The sequence below is a fragment of the Caulobacter sp. Root487D2Y genome, from assembly GCF_001427165.1.
GTDB lineage: Bacteria > Pseudomonadota > Alphaproteobacteria > Caulobacterales > Caulobacteraceae > Caulobacter.
Map to the genome: position 1 here is coordinate 189,750 of NZ_LMFD01000012.1, position 17,341 is coordinate 207,090.

At 66.2% G+C, this 17,341-nt stretch carries 21 protein-coding genes and 2 tRNA genes; 3 read left to right on the top strand and 20 right to left on the bottom strand.

Going from position 1 to position 17,341, the window contains the following annotated elements; translation table 11 throughout:
* Position 1 precedes the first annotated feature (1 nt).
* The 14 genes from nuoN to nuoE are packed head-to-tail and all read right to left on the bottom strand — an operon-like array spanning position 2 to position 12,564.
* Positions 2–1,453: an NADH-quinone oxidoreductase subunit NuoN gene (nuoN, locus tag ASD38_RS18140; RefSeq protein ID WP_056462171.1), complete on the bottom strand. Its 1,452-nt coding sequence runs from the start codon at positions 1,451–1,453 to the stop codon at positions 2–4.
* Between the two features lie 8 nt (positions 1,454–1,461).
* Positions 1,462–2,946, bottom strand: a complete 1,485-nt coding sequence (locus ASD38_RS18145) for an NADH-quinone oxidoreductase subunit M (protein WP_056446658.1) — start codon at positions 2,944–2,946, stop codon at positions 1,462–1,464.
* A 9-nt stretch (positions 2,947–2,955) separates the two neighbouring features.
* Positions 2,956–5,028, bottom strand: coding sequence for an NADH-quinone oxidoreductase subunit L (gene nuoL, locus ASD38_RS18150; protein ID WP_056462174.1), 2,073 nt, complete (start codon positions 5,026–5,028; stop codon positions 2,956–2,958).
* Between the two features lie 5 nt (positions 5,029–5,033).
* On the bottom strand, positions 5,034–5,339 hold the full coding sequence (gene nuoK, locus ASD38_RS18155; protein ID WP_056446651.1) for an NADH-quinone oxidoreductase subunit NuoK: 306 nt from the start codon (positions 5,337–5,339) through the stop codon (positions 5,034–5,036).
* Complete coding sequence (locus ASD38_RS18160; protein ID WP_056446648.1) at positions 5,336–5,971, bottom strand: NADH-quinone oxidoreductase subunit J; 636 nt, start codon at positions 5,969–5,971, stop codon at positions 5,336–5,338. The genes nuoK and ASD38_RS18160 overlap by 4 nt, the downstream gene beginning before the upstream one ends.
* 55 nt (positions 5,972–6,026) lie before the next feature.
* On the bottom strand, positions 6,027–6,518 hold the full coding sequence (gene nuoI / locus ASD38_RS18165) for an NADH-quinone oxidoreductase subunit NuoI (protein WP_035074824.1): 492 nt from the start codon (positions 6,516–6,518) through the stop codon (positions 6,027–6,029).
* Between the two features lie 10 nt (positions 6,519–6,528).
* A complete protein-coding gene (locus ASD38_RS18170; protein ID WP_235523880.1) occupies positions 6,529–6,768 on the bottom strand; it encodes a hypothetical protein in 240 nt (79 codons plus the stop codon).
* Positions 6,765–7,013 (bottom strand): hypothetical protein, encoded by a 249-nt coding sequence (locus ASD38_RS18175; protein ID WP_156390767.1) that lies wholly within the window; start codon positions 7,011–7,013, stop codon positions 6,765–6,767. Before ASD38_RS18175 ends, ASD38_RS18170 begins: the two co-directional genes overlap by 4 nt.
* A complete protein-coding gene (gene nuoH, locus ASD38_RS18180; RefSeq protein WP_056462177.1) occupies positions 7,010–8,083 on the bottom strand; it encodes an NADH-quinone oxidoreductase subunit NuoH in 1,074 nt (357 codons plus the stop codon). Before nuoH ends, ASD38_RS18175 begins: the two co-directional genes overlap by 4 nt.
* 4 nt (positions 8,084–8,087) lie before the next feature.
* Positions 8,088–10,148, bottom strand: a complete 2,061-nt coding sequence (gene nuoG / locus ASD38_RS18185) for an NADH-quinone oxidoreductase subunit NuoG (RefSeq protein WP_056462180.1) — start codon at positions 10,146–10,148, stop codon at positions 8,088–8,090.
* Between the two features lie 6 nt (positions 10,149–10,154).
* The gene (gene nuoF / locus ASD38_RS18190; protein WP_056446639.1) at positions 10,155–11,474 is read right to left on the bottom strand and encodes an NADH-quinone oxidoreductase subunit NuoF; all 1,320 of its coding nucleotides are present in this window, start codon (positions 11,472–11,474) and stop codon (positions 10,155–10,157) included.
* Between the two features lie 3 nt (positions 11,475–11,477).
* Positions 11,478–11,744: a hypothetical protein gene (locus tag ASD38_RS18195; RefSeq protein WP_056446636.1), complete on the bottom strand. Its 267-nt coding sequence runs from the start codon at positions 11,742–11,744 to the stop codon at positions 11,478–11,480.
* Positions 11,741–11,878, bottom strand: coding sequence for a hypothetical protein (locus ASD38_RS24010; protein WP_156390768.1), 138 nt, complete (start codon positions 11,876–11,878; stop codon positions 11,741–11,743). The genes ASD38_RS18195 and ASD38_RS24010 overlap by 4 nt, the downstream gene beginning before the upstream one ends.
* Entirely contained in the window at positions 11,878–12,564 is a 687-nt protein-coding gene (nuoE, locus tag ASD38_RS18200) for an NADH-quinone oxidoreductase subunit NuoE (RefSeq protein ID WP_056446633.1), read from the bottom strand. Before nuoE ends, ASD38_RS24010 begins: the two co-directional genes overlap by 1 nt.
* Before the next feature lie 277 nt (positions 12,565–12,841).
* Between nuoE and ASD38_RS18205 the strand changes: the two genes are divergently transcribed.
* Positions 12,842–13,267, top strand: a complete 426-nt coding sequence (locus ASD38_RS18205; protein ID WP_056462182.1) for a hypothetical protein — start codon at positions 12,842–12,844, stop codon at positions 13,265–13,267.
* Between the two features lie 55 nt (positions 13,268–13,322).
* Here the strand turns inward: ASD38_RS18205 and ASD38_RS18210 are convergent, their stop codons facing one another.
* From ASD38_RS18210 to ASD38_RS18230, 5 genes are read right to left on the bottom strand one after another with little or no spacing between them, the layout of a single operon-like run.
* Positions 13,323–13,658 (bottom strand): nuclear transport factor 2 family protein, encoded by a 336-nt coding sequence (locus ASD38_RS18210; RefSeq protein ID WP_056446627.1) that lies wholly within the window; start codon positions 13,656–13,658, stop codon positions 13,323–13,325.
* Positions 13,655–14,905, bottom strand: coding sequence for an NADH-quinone oxidoreductase subunit D (locus tag ASD38_RS18215; protein WP_056462185.1), 1,251 nt, complete (start codon positions 14,903–14,905; stop codon positions 13,655–13,657). Before ASD38_RS18215 ends, ASD38_RS18210 begins: the two co-directional genes overlap by 4 nt.
* Before the next feature lie 5 nt (positions 14,906–14,910).
* A complete protein-coding gene (locus tag ASD38_RS18220; protein WP_056462188.1) occupies positions 14,911–15,552 on the bottom strand; it encodes an NADH-quinone oxidoreductase subunit C in 642 nt (213 codons plus the stop codon).
* On the bottom strand, positions 15,549–16,154 hold the full coding sequence (locus ASD38_RS18225) for a NuoB/complex I 20 kDa subunit family protein (RefSeq protein ID WP_156390769.1): 606 nt from the start codon (positions 16,152–16,154) through the stop codon (positions 15,549–15,551). The genes ASD38_RS18220 and ASD38_RS18225 overlap by 4 nt, the downstream gene beginning before the upstream one ends.
* Positions 16,124–16,501: an NADH-quinone oxidoreductase subunit A gene (locus tag ASD38_RS18230; RefSeq protein WP_035074791.1), complete on the bottom strand. Its 378-nt coding sequence runs from the start codon at positions 16,499–16,501 to the stop codon at positions 16,124–16,126. Before ASD38_RS18230 ends, ASD38_RS18225 begins: the two co-directional genes overlap by 31 nt.
* A gap of 198 nt (positions 16,502–16,699) precedes the next feature.
* Between ASD38_RS18230 and ASD38_RS18235 the strand changes: the two genes are divergently transcribed.
* Both ASD38_RS18235 and ASD38_RS18240 read left to right on the top strand, forming a co-directional pair.
* Positions 16,700–16,776: transfer RNA gene (locus ASD38_RS18235), tRNA-Asp, on the top strand.
* A gap of 78 nt (positions 16,777–16,854) precedes the next feature.
* Positions 16,855–16,931 (top strand) — tRNA-Asp (locus ASD38_RS18240).
* A gap of 62 nt (positions 16,932–16,993) precedes the next feature.
* Here ASD38_RS18240 and ASD38_RS18245 read toward each other — a convergent pair.
* Positions 16,994–17,299: a UBP-type zinc finger domain-containing protein gene (locus tag ASD38_RS18245; protein WP_200941468.1), complete on the bottom strand. Its 306-nt coding sequence runs from the start codon at positions 17,297–17,299 to the stop codon at positions 16,994–16,996.
* Positions 17,300–17,341: the final 42 nt, after the last annotated feature.

A 17,341-nucleotide genomic window follows, 5' to 3' on the forward strand; every position in this document is an offset into this window, starting at 1 on the left:
GTCACGCGTGGCCAAAGGCCGCCGCGGCGGCCCTGGCGGCGGGGTCGAGCCAGATCAGCGCGACCAGCACGATCGGGAACGAGAAGGCGGCGGCGACGAAACCGACCGCGCGGGCGATCGGCTGCGGCTTGTCCACCGCGCCGGCCGGCGCGTCGAACCACATCGCCTTGATCAGGCGCAGATAGTAGAACGCCGCCACCACGCTGCCGACCAGCCCCAGCACCGCCGCCCATTGCAGCAGCACGTCGCCCGAACCCATGGCCGCGCCGAAGACGTAGAACTTGGCCCAGAAGCCCGAGAACGGCGGCATGCCCAGGGCCGACAGCGAGAACGCGGTCATGGCCACGGCGATGCCCGGACGGTGCTTCACCAGCCCGGCCATGTCCTCGATCGTCTCCATGGGCTTGCCGTCGCGCGACAGGGCCTGGAGGCAGGCGAAGAAGCCGGTGACGTCGACCATGTACAGGGTCATGAACAGCAGCATCGAATGCAGGCCGGTCTCGCCGCCGGTCGCCACGCCCAGCAGGGCGTAGCCGACATTGGCGATGGAGCTGTAGGCCCACAGGCGCTTGAGGTTGCTCTGGGCCAGGCCCGCGAAGGCGCCGACGAACACCGAGGCCAGCGCCGTGATGACCAGGATCTGACGCCACTGGGCCACCGAATCCGGGAAGGCGTCGCCCAGCACGCGGGCGAACATCATCATGGCGGCCAGCTTGGGCGCGGCGGCGAAGAAGCCGACGACCGGGGTCGGGGCGCCTTCGTAGACGTCCGGCGTCCACATGTGGAACGGCGCGGCCGAGACCTTGAACGCCAGGCCGCAGAGCAGGAACACCAGGCCGAACAGCAGGCCCGTGCCGTGCGCGCCATGGGCCATGGTGGCCCCGACGGCGGCGATGTCGGCGAAGCGGGTGGAACCCGCAAAACCGTAAATGAGCGAAGCGCCGTACAGCAGCAGGCCCGACGACAGGGCGCCCAGCACGAAGTACTTCAGGCCCGCTTCCGACGACTTGGCGTCGTCGCGGCGGAAGGCGGCCAGGACGTACAGCGCCAGCGACTGCAGCTCGACGCCGATATAGAGGCTGATCAGGTCGCCGGCCGAGGCGGTGACGCCCATGCCCAGCGCCGACAGGATCACCAGCACGGCGAACTCGAACTTCTGGTCGCCGCGGACGGCCAGCCAGCGGTCGCCCAGCACGACGGCCACGGCGCTGAAGCCGTAGATCGCGACCTTGGCGTAGGTGGCGGCCGCGTCGGCGGAATAGACGCCGTTGAAGGCGTGTCCATGCGGCCCGACCACGGCGGCCACGGCCGCGCCCAGCAGGGCCAGGACGGCCGCGCCGGTGAACAGCGGGGTGACCTTGCCGTGGAACGCGCCCCAGACCAGCAACAACAGGGCCGAGGCCCCGAGGATCACTTCGGGAAGAACGAGGGAGAAGTTGGCGGCGAACGTCATGGGGTCCCTCACCCGCCCACGGCGGCGCGCCAGGCGCCGACGAGCCCGTCGACGGACGACGCGGTCAGGTTGAAGATGAGATTGGGATAAACACCGAGCACCAGGGTGCCGATGATCAGCGGAGCGAAGATCAGGATCTCGCGCTTGTCGAGGTCGGTGATGGTCTTGAGCTCGGGATTGACGATCTCGCCGAACATCACGCGACGGTACAGGTTCAGCGCGTAGACCGCCGAGAGGATCACGCCGCTGGTGGCCACCAGCGCCGTCCAGGTCGAGGCCTTGTAGACGCCGACCATGGTCAGGATCTCGCCGACGAAGCCCGAAGTGCCCGGCAGGCCGACATTGCCCATGGTGAACAGCATGAACGTCGCCGCGTACCAGGGCATGCGGTTGGTCAGGCCGCCGTAGAAGGCGATCTCGCGGGTGTGCATGCGGTCATAGACCACGCCGACGCAGAGGAAGAGCGCGCCCGAGATCAGGCCGTGGCTCAGCATCTGGAACAGCGCGCCCTGCTCGCCCTGAACATTGCCCGAGAAGATGCCCATGGTCACGAAGCCCATGTGGGCCACCGACGAGTAGGCGATCAGCTTCTTGATGTCGGTCTGACGGAAGGCGACCAGCGAGGTGTAGACGATGGCGATGGCCGACATCGCGAACACCAGCGGCTGGAACAGTTCCGAGGCGTTGGGAAACATCGGCAGGCTGAAGCGCATGAAGCCGTAGCCCCCCAGCTTCAGCAGAATGCCCGCCAGGATCACCGAACCGGCCGTCGGGGCCTCGACGTGGGCGTCGGGCAGCCAGGTATGGACCGGCCACATCGGCATCTTGACCGCGAAGCTGGCGAAGAAGGCCAGCCACAGCCAGGTCTGCAGCCACGGGGCGAACTTGAAGCTCATCAACACCGGGATCGACGAGGTGTGGGCGACGGCGATCATCGACAGGATGGCCGCCAGCATCAGCACCGAGCCGAGCAGCGTGTAGAGGAAGAACTTGTAGGCCGCGTAGACCCGGCGCTTGCCGCCCCAGATGCCGATGATCAGGAACATCGGAACCAGGCCGCCCTCGAAGAAGAGGTAGAACAGGATCAGGTCCAGGGCGCAGAACACGCCGATCACCAGGGTTTCGAGCACCAGGAAGCAGATCAGGTACTCGACGACGCGCTTATCGACCGATTTCCAGCCGGCGATGATGCAGATCGGCAGCAGGAAGGTGGTCAGCAGCACGAATAGGATCGAGATCCCGTCGACGCCCATGCGGTAATGCAGGCCCGCGAACCAGTTGAGGTCCTCCACGAACTGGAAGCCCGGGTTCTTGGCGTCGAACTGGGCGACCAGCACGACCGACAGGGCGAAGGTGACCAGGGTGGTCGCCAGGGCGATCCACTTGGCCAGGTTGTCCGTCTTGGCGTTGTCGCCGTGCAGGGCGCGCGCGCCCAGCAACAGGACCACGCCGATCAGCGGAGCGAAGGTGGTGAGGCTGAGAAGGCCGGTCATCGATCTTCCCTAGTGGAAGCGGAACAGGGCGAAGGCCAGCAGACCGGCGACACCGAGCAGCATGACGAACGCGTAGTGATAGAGGTAGCCGGACTGCAGCTTGCCGGTCCGACGGCCGACGTCGTAGCTGACGGCGCTGACGCCGTCGGGCCCGAAACCGTCGATCAGCTTCTGGTCGCCGCCCTTCCAGAACAGGTCGCCGAGGAACTTGGCCGCGCGCACGAAGGTGGCTTGGTACAGCTCGTCGAAGAACCACTTGTTGTAGAAGAACACGTACAGCGGGCCGTTGCGGGCCGCGAGCTTGGCGCCCAGGCCTTCGCGCAGGATGTAGACGTAGAAGGCGATGGCCAGGCCGACGATCGAGGCGATCAGCGGGCTGTACTTCACCCACTCGGCCACTTCGTGGGCCTCGTGCAGCACGTGGTTGGTCGGGGCGTTGTAGATCGCGCCGCGCCAGAACTCCTGCTGGTCGTGACCGACGAAGTAGTCGGTGAACAGGAAGCCGGCGAAGACCGCGCCGATCGACAGCACGATCAGTGGAACCAGCATCACCCACGGGCTTTCGTGCGGCTTGTGGTCATGGCCATGGCCATGGTCGTCATGCGCGTCCGGCAGCGGCTCGTCGTGAGTCTCGGCATGGGCGTGATCATCATGGCCATGGGCGGCGTGCGCGTCATGAACATGGTGATCGTCGTGACCCCAGCGGGCGTGGCCGTTGAAGGTGAAGAACGCCACGCGCCAGGAGTAGAACGAGGTCAGGCCGGCCACCAGCACGCCGATCACCCAGGCGAACAGGGCGATGCCGTTCTCGCCGCCCGCGGCGAAGGCCGCCTCGATGATGGTGTCCTTCGAGTAGAAGCCGGCGAAGCCCAGGTGCAGCGGCGGGAAGCCGAGGCCCGTGATGGCGATCGTGCCGATGGTCATGGCGCCGAACGTCCAGGGCAGCAGCTTCCAGAGCGCGCCGTACTTCCGCATGTCCTGCTCGTGGTGCATGCCGTGGATCACCGAACCGGCGCCCAGGAACAGCAGCGCCTTGAAGAAGGCGTGGGTGAACAGGTGGAACATCGCCGCCTGGTAGGCGCCGACGCCGGCCGCGAAGAACATGTAGCCCAGCTGCGAACAGGTCGAATAGGCGATGACCCGCTTGATGTCGTTCTGGGTCAGGCCGACCGTGGCCGCGAACAGGGCCGTGATCGCGCCGATCACCGTGACGATGTTCTTGGCGACGGGCGCGTATTCGAACATCGGCGACAGCAGGCACAGCATGTAGACGCCGGCGGTGACCATGGTCGCCGCGTGGATCAGGGCCGAGACCGGGGTCGGGCCTTCCATGGCGTCCGGCAGCCAAGTGTGCAGGAAGAACTGCGCCGACTTGCCCATCGCGCCGATGAACAGCAGGAAGCAGGCGATGTCGACCAGCGGGAAGGTGTGGCCGGCGAACACCCAGGTGCGCGCCACGCCCGAGGCGATCTGCGGGAAGATCTCGGCGAACTGGATCGACCCGAACGCCCAGTAGGTGGTCATGATGCCCAGGGCGAAACCGAAGTCGCCCACGCGGTTGACGACGAAGGCCTTGATGGCCGCGGCGCTGGCGGTCGGCTTCTTGTACCAGAAGCCGATCAGCAGGTACGAGGCCAGGCCCACCCCTTCCCAGCCGAAGAACAGCTGCATGAAGTCGGCGGCGGTGACCAGGGCCAGCATGGCGAAGGTGAACAGCGACAGGTACGCGAAGAACCGCGGCTTGCTGTCGTCCTCGGCCATGTAGCCCCAGGAGTAGACGTGCACGAGGGCCGAGACCGTCGTCACCACGATCAGCATCACGCACGACAGGGCGTCGATGCGGACCGACCAGTTGGAGACGAAGTTCCCCACGTGGATGAAGGGCAGCAGGTTGACCGTGAAGGCCTCCATGTGCCCCCAGGTCCACTGGCTGAACGTGTACCAGCCCAGGGCGCAGCTGAGAATGAGCGCGCCCGTGGTGACCGCCTGCGAGGCGACGTCGCCGATGCGGCGGCCGAACAGGCCGGCGATGATCGCGGCGACCAGCGGCGCGAGAACGAGGATGGTGACGAGAGTCTGCACTGCGATCAGCCCTTCATCACGCTGGCGTCGTCGACGGCGATGTCACCGCGGTTGCGGAAGAACGTCACCAGGATGGCCAGGCCGACGGCCGCTTCGGCCGCGGCCACGGTCAGCACGAACATGGCGAAGACCTGCCCCACCACGTCATGCAGATAGACCGAGAAGGCCACCAGGTTGATGTTCACCGCCAGCAGGATCAGCTCGATCGACATCAGGATGACGATGATGTTCTTGCGGTTCACGAAGATGCCGAAGACGCCGATCGTGAACAGGATCGCGGCGACGACGAGATAGTGCGACAGGCCGATCATTCGCTGATCCCCTCGCCCGGCTTGATCTGCACGAGTTCCATTCCGGTCTTTGGCGTACGGGCGTTCTGCTTGCCGATGTTCTGGCGCTTGACGCCCGGCTTGTGGCGCAGGGTCAGGACGATGGCGCCGATCATGGCCACCAGCAGCACCAGACCCGCCAGTTGGAAGAAGAAGACGTAGTCGGTGTAGAGCACCCGGCCGATCGCCTCGGTGTTCGGCACGCCGACCGGCGAGGCCAGGGGCTCGGCGTTCTTGCCGGCCGCGCCGCCGCTGACCACCGAGGCGGCGACCATGATCATCTCGATCGTCAGAACCCCGCCGACCAGCCCGCCGACCGGCAGGTACTGGGCGAAGCCCTGGCGCAGCTCGGCGAAGTCCACGTCGAGCATCATCACGACGAACAGGAACAGCACCGCGACCGCGCCCACGTAGACGACGATCAGCAGCATCGCCAGGAACTCCGCGCCCATCAGGACGAAGAGGCCGGCGGCCGAGAAGAAGGCGGTGATCAGGAAGAGCACCGAGTGCACGGGGTTCTTGGCCGAGACGACGAGAAGACCCGCCGCCACGGTCGCTACCGCGAGCAAATAGAAAGCTATCGCCTGCAAGGCAGGTGCTCCCCTTAAAACCATAAAACAACGACGGGCCGGATGGCTCGCCGTCTACCTCGGAATCGCGCCCCGTCCTTTAGCGGTAGGGCGCGTCCAACTCCAGATTCTTCGCGATCAGCCGTTCCCAACGGTCGCCGTTGTCGAGCAACTTTTCCTTGTCGTAGTAAAGTTCCTCGCGCGTCTCGACGGCGAACTCGATGTTCGGCCCCTCGACGATGGCGTCCACCGGGCAGGCCTCCTGGCACAGGCCGCAGTAGATGCACTTGACCATGTCGATGTCGTAGCGGGTCGTGCGGCGGCTGCCGTCGTCGCGCGGCTCGGCCTCGATGGTGATGGCCTGGGCCGGGCAGATGGCTTCGCACAGCTTGCAGGCGATGCAGCGCTCTTCACCCGACGGATAGCGACGCAGGGCGTGCTCGCCGCGGAAACGGGGCGACTGCGGGCCGCGCTCGTTCGGATAGATCACGGTCTTCTTCGGCGCGAGCATGTACTTCATGCCCAGGCCGAAGGCGCCCGCGAAGTCGAGCAGGGCCACGCCCTTGATCGCCTGTGTGATGCGCTGGAACACCAGAGCTCTCCTAACACTTCTCTTTGGGGAAGGGTTTTGCGTCCCTCCCCGCTTCGATCTGTCCCCGGCGGGTAGCCTGCCGGATGACGCATTCCCTGGCCTTGGCGTCCGCCTGACGGCGCGCTTCGACCTGTTCGTCCATCGACCTGGTCTCCTCCGGCGGCCGAACGCCGCGCGGATGCTCCCAGGCGGCGCAGCCGGACAGAGCGATCATCGCGATCATTCCGGTCCAGCGCGCCTTGTGCGTCATTTTCCGCCCTTCGGAATGACGCAGGTGTAGTTCGAAAGCTGGGTGGGGTCGCCCCCATCCTGCTTGGCTTCGATCTTGCCGCCGTCGGCGGTGCATTGCTCGCTGTCCCGGCGCAGCTGGTCGTAGCTGGCCGTGCCGCGCCCCAGCGAATAGGACGTCTTGGCCGGCGCGGCGCCGTCGGTCGCGCAACCGGCCAGGATCAGGCCGAGGGCGGCGACCGCCAGGTATGTCGTCTTGCCGATCACCCCTGGATCCCGAACACGCGCCAGGCCGACACCAGCATCACCAGCACCAGCGACATCGGCAGGAACACCTTCCAGCCCAGGCGCATCAGTTGGTCGTAGCGGTAGCGGGGCACGATGGCCTTGGCCATGGCGATCATGAAGAACGCCACGACGATCTTGAAGTAGAACACCAGGGCCAGCAGGAAGTTGACCAGGAACGGCGGCCAGCCGGCCGTGAAGCCGATCGGGAAACCAGGGTTCCAGCCGCCGAAGAACAGCACGCTGATCATCGCGCACATCAGGACGATGTTCGAATATTCGGCGACCATGAACAGCAGGTACGGGGTCGAGCTGTATTCAACCTGATAGCCGGCCACGAGTTCGGATTCGGCTTCGGGCAGGTCGAACGGCGGGCGGTTGGTCTCGGCCAGGGCCGAGATGAAGAACATGCCCATGGCGATGACCATCACCGGCAGCAGGATGATGTTCTTCAGGCCGTGGCCGCCGAACACGTTCCAGTTCCAGATCCAGCCCGCTTGCTGCTCGACGATCGAGCTGAGGTTCATGGTGCCGGCCAGCAGGATCACCGTGATGATGATCAGGCCGATCGACACTTCGTACGAAACCATCTGCGCCGCCGAGCGCAGGGCGCCCAGGAACGGGTACTTCGAGTTCGAAGCCCAGCCGCCCATGATGATGCCGTAGACGCCCAGCGAGCTCATCGCCAGCAGGTACAGGATGCCGACATTGAGGTTGGAGACCACCCAGCCCGGCGCGAACGGCACCACGGCCCAGCCGACGAAGGCCAGGACCAGGCTGAGCAGCGGGGCCAGCAGGAAGATCACCTTGTCGGCGCCGGCCGGGATGATGATCTCCTTCAGCACGAACTTGAAGAAGTCGGCGAAGGACTGCAGCAGGCCGAACGGACCCACCACGTTGGGGCCCTTGCGCATCTGCACGCCGGCCCAGATCTTGCGGTCGGCCAGCAGCAGGAAGGCCAGGCTCAGCAGGACCCAGATCACGACCAGCAGGATTCCGCCGGTGGTCAGCAGGGTCCAGGTCACGGCGGGGTTGGAGAAGAATTCGCTCACCGGCCTACTCCGCCGCGATCTTGGCGGCGCCGGAAACCGTGGCCGCGCATTCGGCCATGGTCACGCTGGCGCGCGCGATGGGATTGGTCAGGTGGAAGGCCTTGATCGGGCTTTCGAACGGGGCGTCCGACAGCTCGCCGGCCCCGCCCAAGCCCGACAGGTCGAACGCGGTCGGGATCGAGCCCGGCGCGAAGTCGATCTGGCCGAAGGTCGGATGCTCGGCGAACAGCTTGGCCCGCAGCTGGTCCAGGCTGTTGTACGGCAGCGTGGCGCCCAGGTGCTCGGAGAGAGCCCGCAGGATCGACCAGTCTTCCTTGGCGTCGCCCTTGGGGAACACCGCCCGCTCGCCCATCTGGACGCGGCCTTCGGTGTTCACATAGAGGCCGTTCTTCTCGGTGTAGGCCGCGCCCGGCAGGATGACGTCGGCCTTGTGGGCGCCGGCGTCGCCGTGGGTGCCCAGATAGATCTTGAAGGCGTCCGAGGCGGCGGTCTCGCACTCGTCGGCGCCCAGCAGGAACAGCACGTCCAGCGCGCCCGGCTTCAGCATCTCCGACGTCGACAGACCGCCCTCGCCCGGGACGAAGCCCAGGTCCAGGCCGGCCACGCGGGCGGCGGCGGTGTGCAGCACGTTCCAGCCGTTCCAGCCGTCACGCACGACGCCGAAGGTCTTGGCGACAGCGGCGGCGGCCTTCAGCACGGCGGCCCCGTCGGCGCGGCTGAGCGCGCCCTGGCCGATGATGATCGCCGGACGCTCGGCGTTCTTCAGGGCCGTGACGAAGTCGTTCTTGGCCTTGGCCAGGCCCGACAGGGTCTTGGTCCCGGCGCCGAGATAGTCGTAGTCGAACGTCAGGTCGGCCTGCTCGCCGATCACGCCGAAGCGGGTCTTGCCGGCGATCCACTGCTTGCGGAAGCGGGTGTTCAGGACCGGGGCCTCGAGGCGCGGATTGGCGCCGACGAACAGCACCACGTCGGCGTTCTCGATGCCGGCGATCGTGGAGTTGAACAGCCAGCTCGCGCGCGGACCTTGGCCCAGGGCCGAGCCGTCCTGGCGGGCGTCGAGGTTCTTCACGCCCAGGGCGGTGAACAGGTCCTTGGTCGCCTTCAGGCTCTCGGCGTCCTGCAGGTCGCCGGCGATCACGCCGATGCGCTCCGGCTTGGCGGCCTTGATCTTGGCGGCGACGGCGGCGAACGCCTGAGCCCAGCTGGCCGGCTGCAGCTTGCCGCCGACGCGGACGTACGGGCGGTCAAGGCGCTGACGCTGCAAGCCGTCGACGGCGTAGCGCGTCTTGTCGCTGATCCACTCCTCGTTGACGTCCTCGTTGACGCGCGGCAGCACGCGCAGCACCGCTGAGCCGCGGGCGTCGACCCGGATGGCCGAGCCCAGGGCGTCCATGACGTCGACGCTCTCGGTCTTCTTCAGCTCCCAGGGCCGCGCCTCGAAGGCGTAGGGCTTGGAGGTCAGGGCGCCGACCGGGCACAGGTCGATCACGTTGGCGCTGAGCTCCGACGTCACCGCCGCGCCGAGATAGGTCGTGATTTCAACGTCTTCGCCGCGCGAGATCAGGCCGATCTCCGGCGAGCCGGCGACTTCGGTGACGAAGCGGACGCAGCGCGTGCACTGGATGCAGCGGGTCATCACGGTCTTGATGAGCGGGCCCATGGCCTTTTCTTCGACCGCGCGCTTGTTCTCTTCATAGCGGCTGTCGTCGCGGCCATAGCCCATGGCCTGGTCCTGCAGGTCGCACTCGCCGCCCTGGTCGCAGATCGGGCAATCCAGCGGGTGGTTGATGAGCAGGAACTCCATCACCCCTTCGCGGGCCTTCTTGACCATCGGGGTCTTGGTGAAGATCTCCTGGCCCTCGGCGGCCGGCAGGGCGCACGACGCCTGCGGCTTCGGCGGGCCGGGCTTCACCTCGACCAGGCACATGCGGCAGTTGCCGGCGATGCTCAGGCGCTCGTGATAGCAGAAGCGCGGGATCTCTTCCCCGGCCAGTTCCGCGACCTGCAGAACCGTCATGCCGGGCTCGAACTCGACCTCGACGCCGTTGACCTTGGCGATTGCCATAATCGTTTACTCCGCCGCGATCAGCTTGGCGCCCTGCACGTGCAGGCGACCGCTACGATAGGATGCGATCCGCTCCTCCACCTCGTGGCGGAAGTGACGGAACAGGCCCTGGATCGGCCAGGCGGCCGCGTCGCCCAGGGCGCAGATGGTGTGACCCTCGACCTGGGTCGTGACGTCCAGCAGGGTGTCGATCTCTTTCGGATCGGCCTCGCCGGTGGCCATGCGCTCCATGACCCGCCACATCCAGCCGGTGCCTTCGCGGCACGGCGTGCACTGGCCGCAGCTCTCGTGCTTGTAGAAGTACGACAGGCGGGCGATGGCGCGGACCAGGTCGGTGTCCTTGTCCATGACGATGACGGCGGCGGTGCCCAGGCCCGATTTCAGGTTGCGCAGGGCGTCGAAGTCCATTGGCAGGTCTTCGCACTGCTCGGCGGGGATCATCGGCACGGACGAGCCGCCCGGGATCACGGCCTTCAGATTGCCCCAGCCGCCGCGGATGCCGCCGCAGTGGTCTTCCATCAGCTGACGGAAGGGGATGCTCATGGCCTCTTCGACGTTGCACGGCAGGTTCACGTGGCCGCTGACGCAGAACAGCTTGGTGCCGCTGTTGTTCGGACGGCCGAAGCCGGCGAACCAGGCCGCGCCGCGACGCAGGATCGTGCCGGCGACGGCGATGCTCTCGACGTTGTTGACCGTGGTCGGCATGCCGTAGAGGCCCGCGCCGGCCGGGAACGGCGGCTTCAGGCGCGGCTGGCCCTTCTTGCCTTCCAGGCTTTCCAGCAGGGCCGTCTCTTCGCCGCAGATATAGGCGCCGGCGCCGTGGTGGACGTAGAGGTCGAAGTCCCAGCCGTGGACGTTGTTCTTGCCGATCAGCTTGGCCTCGTAGGCCTGCTTGATGGCGGCTTCCAGCACTTCGCGCTCGCGGACGTACTCGCCGCGAATATAGATGTAGCAGGCGTGGGCCAGCATGGCGCGCGAGGCGATCAGGCAGCCTTCGATCAGGAGGTGCGGGTCATGCCGCATGATCTCCCGGTCCTTGCAGGTGCCCGGCTCGGACTCGTCGGCGTTGACCACCAGATAGTGCGGACGGCCGTCCCTCACTTCCTTGGGCATGAACGACCACTTCAGGCCGGTGCCGAAGCCCGCCCCGCCCCGGCCGCGCAGGCCGGAGTTCTTCATGTTCTCGATGATCCAGTCGCGCCCGGCGTCCAGGATGTCCTTGGTGCCATTCCAGCAGCCGCGCTTCTTCGCGCCCTCGAGCCCCCAATCGTGGAGACCGTAGAGGTTCGTGAAAATGCGGTCCTTGTCTTCGAGGATACCGACCATGACTCAGCTTTGCGGATCGAATGGATGGGCGCGCACATAGCGCGTCCGACGAATGATGACATAGGCGAAAAGCGACCAGGCGGCGCCTATCACCAGGAAACCGACGGGAACGGCCCAGGCGGGGGCTCCCGCGACCTGCCGCCCCCAGATCAGGAGCATCGCCCCGATCAGGCAGCCGACCAGGCCGGCGATGCGCTCGTTGCGGTAAAGAGCGCGGATGGTCTTCACGTAAGCCACGCGCCTGGAGAGGAGTTCGGAATCATCGGTCACGACGCCCCGCCCCCCTCGTCGCGCCTGGCGGCGGCGTAGCCGATGACGGCCGCGCCGGCCAGCACGAAGCAGACCGAATCGATGGCGAACATCGTGGTCGGGCGCTTCTTCTGGATGGCGTCGGCGTGTCCCATCAGGCCGCCGGCTCCGTCTTCGGAGCCTTCTTCGGCTTTTCGGGCAGGTTGGGGATCTTGATCTTCTTGGCCAGCGAGCCGTCGAACAGCTTCGGGTCCGTCAGGGTCTGGATCTTGCCCTTGGGCTCCGACGCGCCGCGGCCTTCATAGCTGCCCGGCTTGGGCGACTTGCCGGCGGCGAAGTCGTCGAGGATCGCGGCCAGGCTCTCCGGCGTCAGGTCCTCGTAGTAGTAGTCGTTGATGGCGGCCATCGGCGCGTTGCAGCAGGCGCCCAGGCACTCGACCTCTTCCCAGCTGAACTTGCCGTCGGCCGACACCGAATGGGCCTCGCCGATCTTGGCCTTCAGCACGGCCTTCAGGTCCAGCGCGCCGCGCAGCTGGCACGGCGTCGTGCCGCACAGTTGGACGAAGGCGACCTTGCCGACCGGCTGCAGCTGGAACATCACGTAGAAGGTGGCGACCTCCAGCACGCGGATGACCGGCATCGCCAGTTGCTTGGCGATCTCCTGGATGGCGGGTTCGGAAATCCAGCCTTCCTGCTTCTGGGCCAGCCACAGCATCGGGATCACCGCCGACTGCTTGCGCTCGGCGGGATATTTGGCTTTCCACCAGTCGGCCTTGGCCTGGCTCTCGAGCGAGAACGCGAAGCTGGCGGGCTGGTCCTTGGCAAGGCGACGAACGGACATGTTGGAAAGAGGACTCGCATGAAAACGGGCGCCATCGAAGCGCGCCTCTCTCTAGCCCCTCCACAAGGGCCGCCGCAAGATGTCCACGCCTGTCTTTAGGGCACCGAATGGCCTGCGCCGCATGCGTTCGCGCGACCGCCCGGACGCCAGGCCGAATATCAAGCTTCACCGATTGGCGGTTGACGCTACTCCTTAGAGTGTGTTGACAATCAACACCCGCCATGGCTGCGCAAAGCCTTCCGTCACCGACGGAACTCCGGCGGAGGGGGAATTCGCCATGACCAGAATTCTGTCCGTCTTGATCGCCTCCACCGCCCTGATCGGCGCGGCCGCGCCGGCCTGGGCCGGTCCGTGCGAGCGGCTCGCCGGGGGCCGCTACGTGATGTACCTGGAAGGGGGACGTCCGTCGCAACTCGGGACAGGCATCGTCGATTTCCGCGGCAGGGCGGTCGACGGGCCGGTGTTCAGCACCATCGGTCCGACGCCGCTTCCCAGCGGAGCGGCCCCGGGGGTCGTCTACGGCACGTCCTACGTGCAGACGGCCACTTGCACGCTGCTGCAGGGCGAGGTCGCCCGCGTGCAATACAGCTCGCAATCCTCGGTGGATTGGACCGTGGCCGCCGACGGCAAGTCAGCCACCCTGATCGGCGCCCAAAACACCGTGGGCATGAAGGGCTGGGCGGCGCGCGTCCCGGCGCCCTGAGCCTGCCGGCCAAAGCTCCAAGACCCGATCGATTTCAGCCTGAAGCGATCGGGTCCTAGGCTTTCGCGAAATCCACGCGGGCGATCTTGTCGCCCCGGAAGGTGTAGATGGCGGCGACCTCGAAGGCCGGATCGCCGTTGCCGCGGTCGACGCGCTCATGATCGATCACGTTCGCGCCCACCACGATGCGGTTGAGAAGCTGGGCCTTGTTGTTCGGGAACTGCGCGAACGCGGCCTCGTACCACGCGCGATAGGCCTCGATGCCGGTGCGCGCCACATCGCCGTTCAGGCCGCCGACGATAACGTCATCGGCGAAGTGGGCGCAGTGAGCGTCCAGGTCCTGGGCGTTGTAGGCGTCGAGCTGAGCCTGGGCGATGGCCTCCAGGCTCACCGGTCGACCTCGCCGAACACGATGTCCAGCGAGCCCAGGATGGCGGAGACGTCCGCCAGCTGGTGGCCGCGGTTCATCCAGTCCATCGCCGCCAGGTGCGAGAAGCCCGGCGCCTTGATCTTGCAGCGGTACGGCTTGTTGGTGCCGTTCGACACCAGGAACACGCCGAACTCGCCCTTGGGCGCTTCCACCGCCGAATAGACCTCGCCTTCCGGCGTGCGGAAGCCTTCGGTGTAGAGCTTGAAGTGGTGGATCAGGGCTTCCATCGAGCGCTTCATCTCGGCGCGGCGCGGCGGGCTGACCTTGTTGTCCTGCGTCATCACCGGGCCGGGCGTGACGCGCAGCTTGGCGATGGCCTGCAGGATGATCTTGGTCGACTCGCGCATCTCCTGCATGCGGCACAGATAGCGATCGTAGCAGTCGCCGTTCTTGCCCAGCGGGATGTCGAACTCGAAGTCGTTGTAGCACTCGTAGGGCTGGTTGCGGCGCAGGTCCCAGGCGATGCCCGAACCGCGCACCATCACGCCCGAGAAGCCCCAGGCCAGCGCGTCTTCCTTGGTCACCACGCCGATGTCGACGTTGCGCTGCTTGAAGATGCGGTTGTCGGTGATCAGGCCCTCGATGTCGTCGCAGATCTTCGGGAAGGCCTTGGCCCACCGTTCGATGTCGTCGATCAGCGCCGGGGTCAGGTCCTGGTGGACGCCGCCCGGACGGAAGTAGTTGGCGTGCAGGCGAGCGCCGCAGGCGCGCTCGTAGAACACCATCAGCTTCTCGCGCTCCTCGAAGCCCCAGAGCGGCGGCGTCAGGGCGCCGACGTCCATGGCCTGGGTCGTCACGTTCAGCAGGTGGTTCAGCACCCGGCCGATCTCGCAGAACAGCACGCGGATCAGGCTGCCGCGCATCGGCACGTCCACGCCCAGCAGCTTCTCGATGGCCAGGCAGAACGCATGTTCCTGGTTCATCGGCGCCACGTAGTCGAGGCGGTCGAAGTACGGGATGTTCTGGAGGTAGGTGCGCGCCTCCATCAGCTTCTCGGTGCCGCGGTGCAGCAGGCCGATGTGCGGATCGACGCGCTCGACGATCTCGCCGTCCAGCTCCAGCACCAGGCGCAGCACGCCGTGCGCGGCCGGGTGTTGCGGGCCGAAGTTGATGTTGAACTTGCGCACCGGCGTTTCCGGCACGGCCGGCAGCGACGGCGCGTCGTGGAAGAAGTCGGTCGCGGCGGCGGGGGAATTGGAACCAGTCATGACTCTTACGCGTCCCCCGCCCGCTTCTCGGCCTTCTCGTCGCCCGGCAGAGCGTACTTGGCGCCCTCCCACGGAGACATGAAGTCGAAGGCGCGGAACTCGGTGATCTTCACGGGCTCGTAGACCACGCGCTTCAGCTCGTCGTCGTAGCGGACCTCGACATAGCCCGTCATCGGGAAATCCTTCCGCAGCGGATGGCCGTGGAAGCCGTAGTCGGTGAGGATCCGGCGCAGGTCGGGGTGACCGTCGAAGAAGATCCCGTACATGTCGAAGGCTTCGCGCTCGAACCAGTCTGCGACCGGGAACACCGGCGTGGCGCTGGGGACGGCGGTGTCCTCGTCGGTCTGGACCTTGAAGCGCACGCGATGGTTCTTCACCAGCGACAGCAGGTGATAGACCACGTCGAACCGGCGCTCGCGCTCCGGATAGTCGACGCCCGTCAGGTCCACCAGCTGGTGGAAGCGATAGTCGGGATGGTCGCGCAGATAGGTCAGCGCCTGGACGACCCGGTTGGACGGGCCCAGCAGGTTCAGCTCGCCGAACGCCACGTGATAGGCGGTGATCGCGCCGGCCGAGTTGGCGACGATCGCCTGGCCCAGGGCTTCCAGCGGCGACAGGGCCGCTTCGGTGGTCACAACGTCGGTCATCGCTCGATCGTCCCCGTGCGACGGATCTTCTTCTGCAGCTGCAGCACGCCGTAGACCAGGGCCTCGGCGGTGGGCGGGCAGCCGGGCACATAGATGTCGATCGGCACGATCCGGTCGCAGCCGCGCACGACGCTGTAGCTGTAATAATAGTAGCCGCCGCCGTTGGCGCAGCTGCCCATCGAGATCACGTAGCGCGGCTCGGGCATCTGGTCGTAGACCTTGCGCAGAGCCGGAGCCATCTTGTTGGTCAGGGTGCCGGCGACGATCATCACGTCCGACTGGCGCGGGCTGGCGCGCGGCGCGAAGCCGTAGCGCTCCAGGTCGTAGCGCGGCATGGCCGAGTGCATCATCTCGACGGCGCAGCAGGCCAGGCCGAACGTCATCCACATCAGGCTGCCGGTGCGCGCCCAGGTGATCAGGTCGTCGGCGGCCGCCATGACGAAGCCCTTGTCGGCCAGCTGGCCCGACAGACCGTCGAAATAGGGGTCGTGCAGCTTGGGGTCATAGCCCTGCACCGTCGACCGCGCGGCCGAACCGGCGGGAACCAGGGGCGAGCTAGCGGGGGGAACGATCACTCCCATTCGAGGGCGCCCTTCTTCCATTCGTAGATGAAGCCGACGGTCAGAACGCCCAGGAAGACCATCATCGACCAGAAGGCGAAGGCGGCCACGTCATGGGGCAGCTTCATCAGCGAAACGGCCCACGGAAACAGGAAGGCCACTTCCAGGTCGAAGATGATGAACAGGATCGAGACCAGGTAGAACCGGACGTCGAACTTCATGCGCGCGTCGTCGAAAGCGTTGAAGCCGCATTCGTAGGCGGACAGCTTTTCCGGGTCCGGCGCCTTGGGGGCGAGCACCGCGGCGGCAAGGATGAAGGCGATGCCGATGACCGCCGCGATCCCGAGAAAGATCACGATCGGCAGATACTGGAGAAGGAAGGCGTTCATGACAGCCCTTGGCTTGAATCGAGCGGGTTGTAGCCCAGCGTCGCCGGCGGTTCAAACGCCTGTGACACATTGAGAAACGGTCGCAACTGGCATTCCCTTACAGCTTCCGTGACATGGCCGTTGACACGCCCATCGGCCCGACATATCAGACGCCCCTCGCCGCACGGCGGGTCGCACTTCGCTTCGGCGGAGCCTGATGCGGATGTAGCTCAGTTGGTTAGAGCGCCGGCCTGTCACGCCGGAGGTCGCGGGTTCAAGTCCCGTCATTCGCGCCACTTCCCTGAAGTTGGCTGCTTCCCACCGCCAGGCTAGTCTATGGAACGACCGCGCCGGACTTTTTGTTCGCGCCCGACGCGGATGTAGCTCAGTTGGTTAGAGCGCCGGCCTGTCACGCCGGAGGTCGCGGGTTCAAGTCCCGTCATTCGCGCCACTTCCGCCTTTTCTTCCACCCCCAAAATCCAGATCCCGTCCAGGGCGCGGATTTGTCGCGCCTCAATAGAATCGCGGAATCGGTCCGGGATGCGGGGTCGGCGCGTCGAATTCGAAGAACTCCTCGTCGACATAGCACCAGCCCCACCCCTCCGGCGGGTCGTAGCCCTCGATGATCGGGTGGCCGGTGGCGTTGAAATGCCGGGTGGCGTGCTTGTTTTTCGACTGGTCGCAGCAGCCGACATGTCCGCAGGTCCGACAAAGCCGCAGGTGCAGCCAGGAATCACCTGTCTTCAGACATTCCTCGCAGCCGGCTGTTCCGGGCGTCACGTCCTGGATCTGCTCCAGATGGGTGCATCTCAACGCCATGACCGCCTCCGTTCGCCGCTCCAGCAGAGCTGGTTATCCACA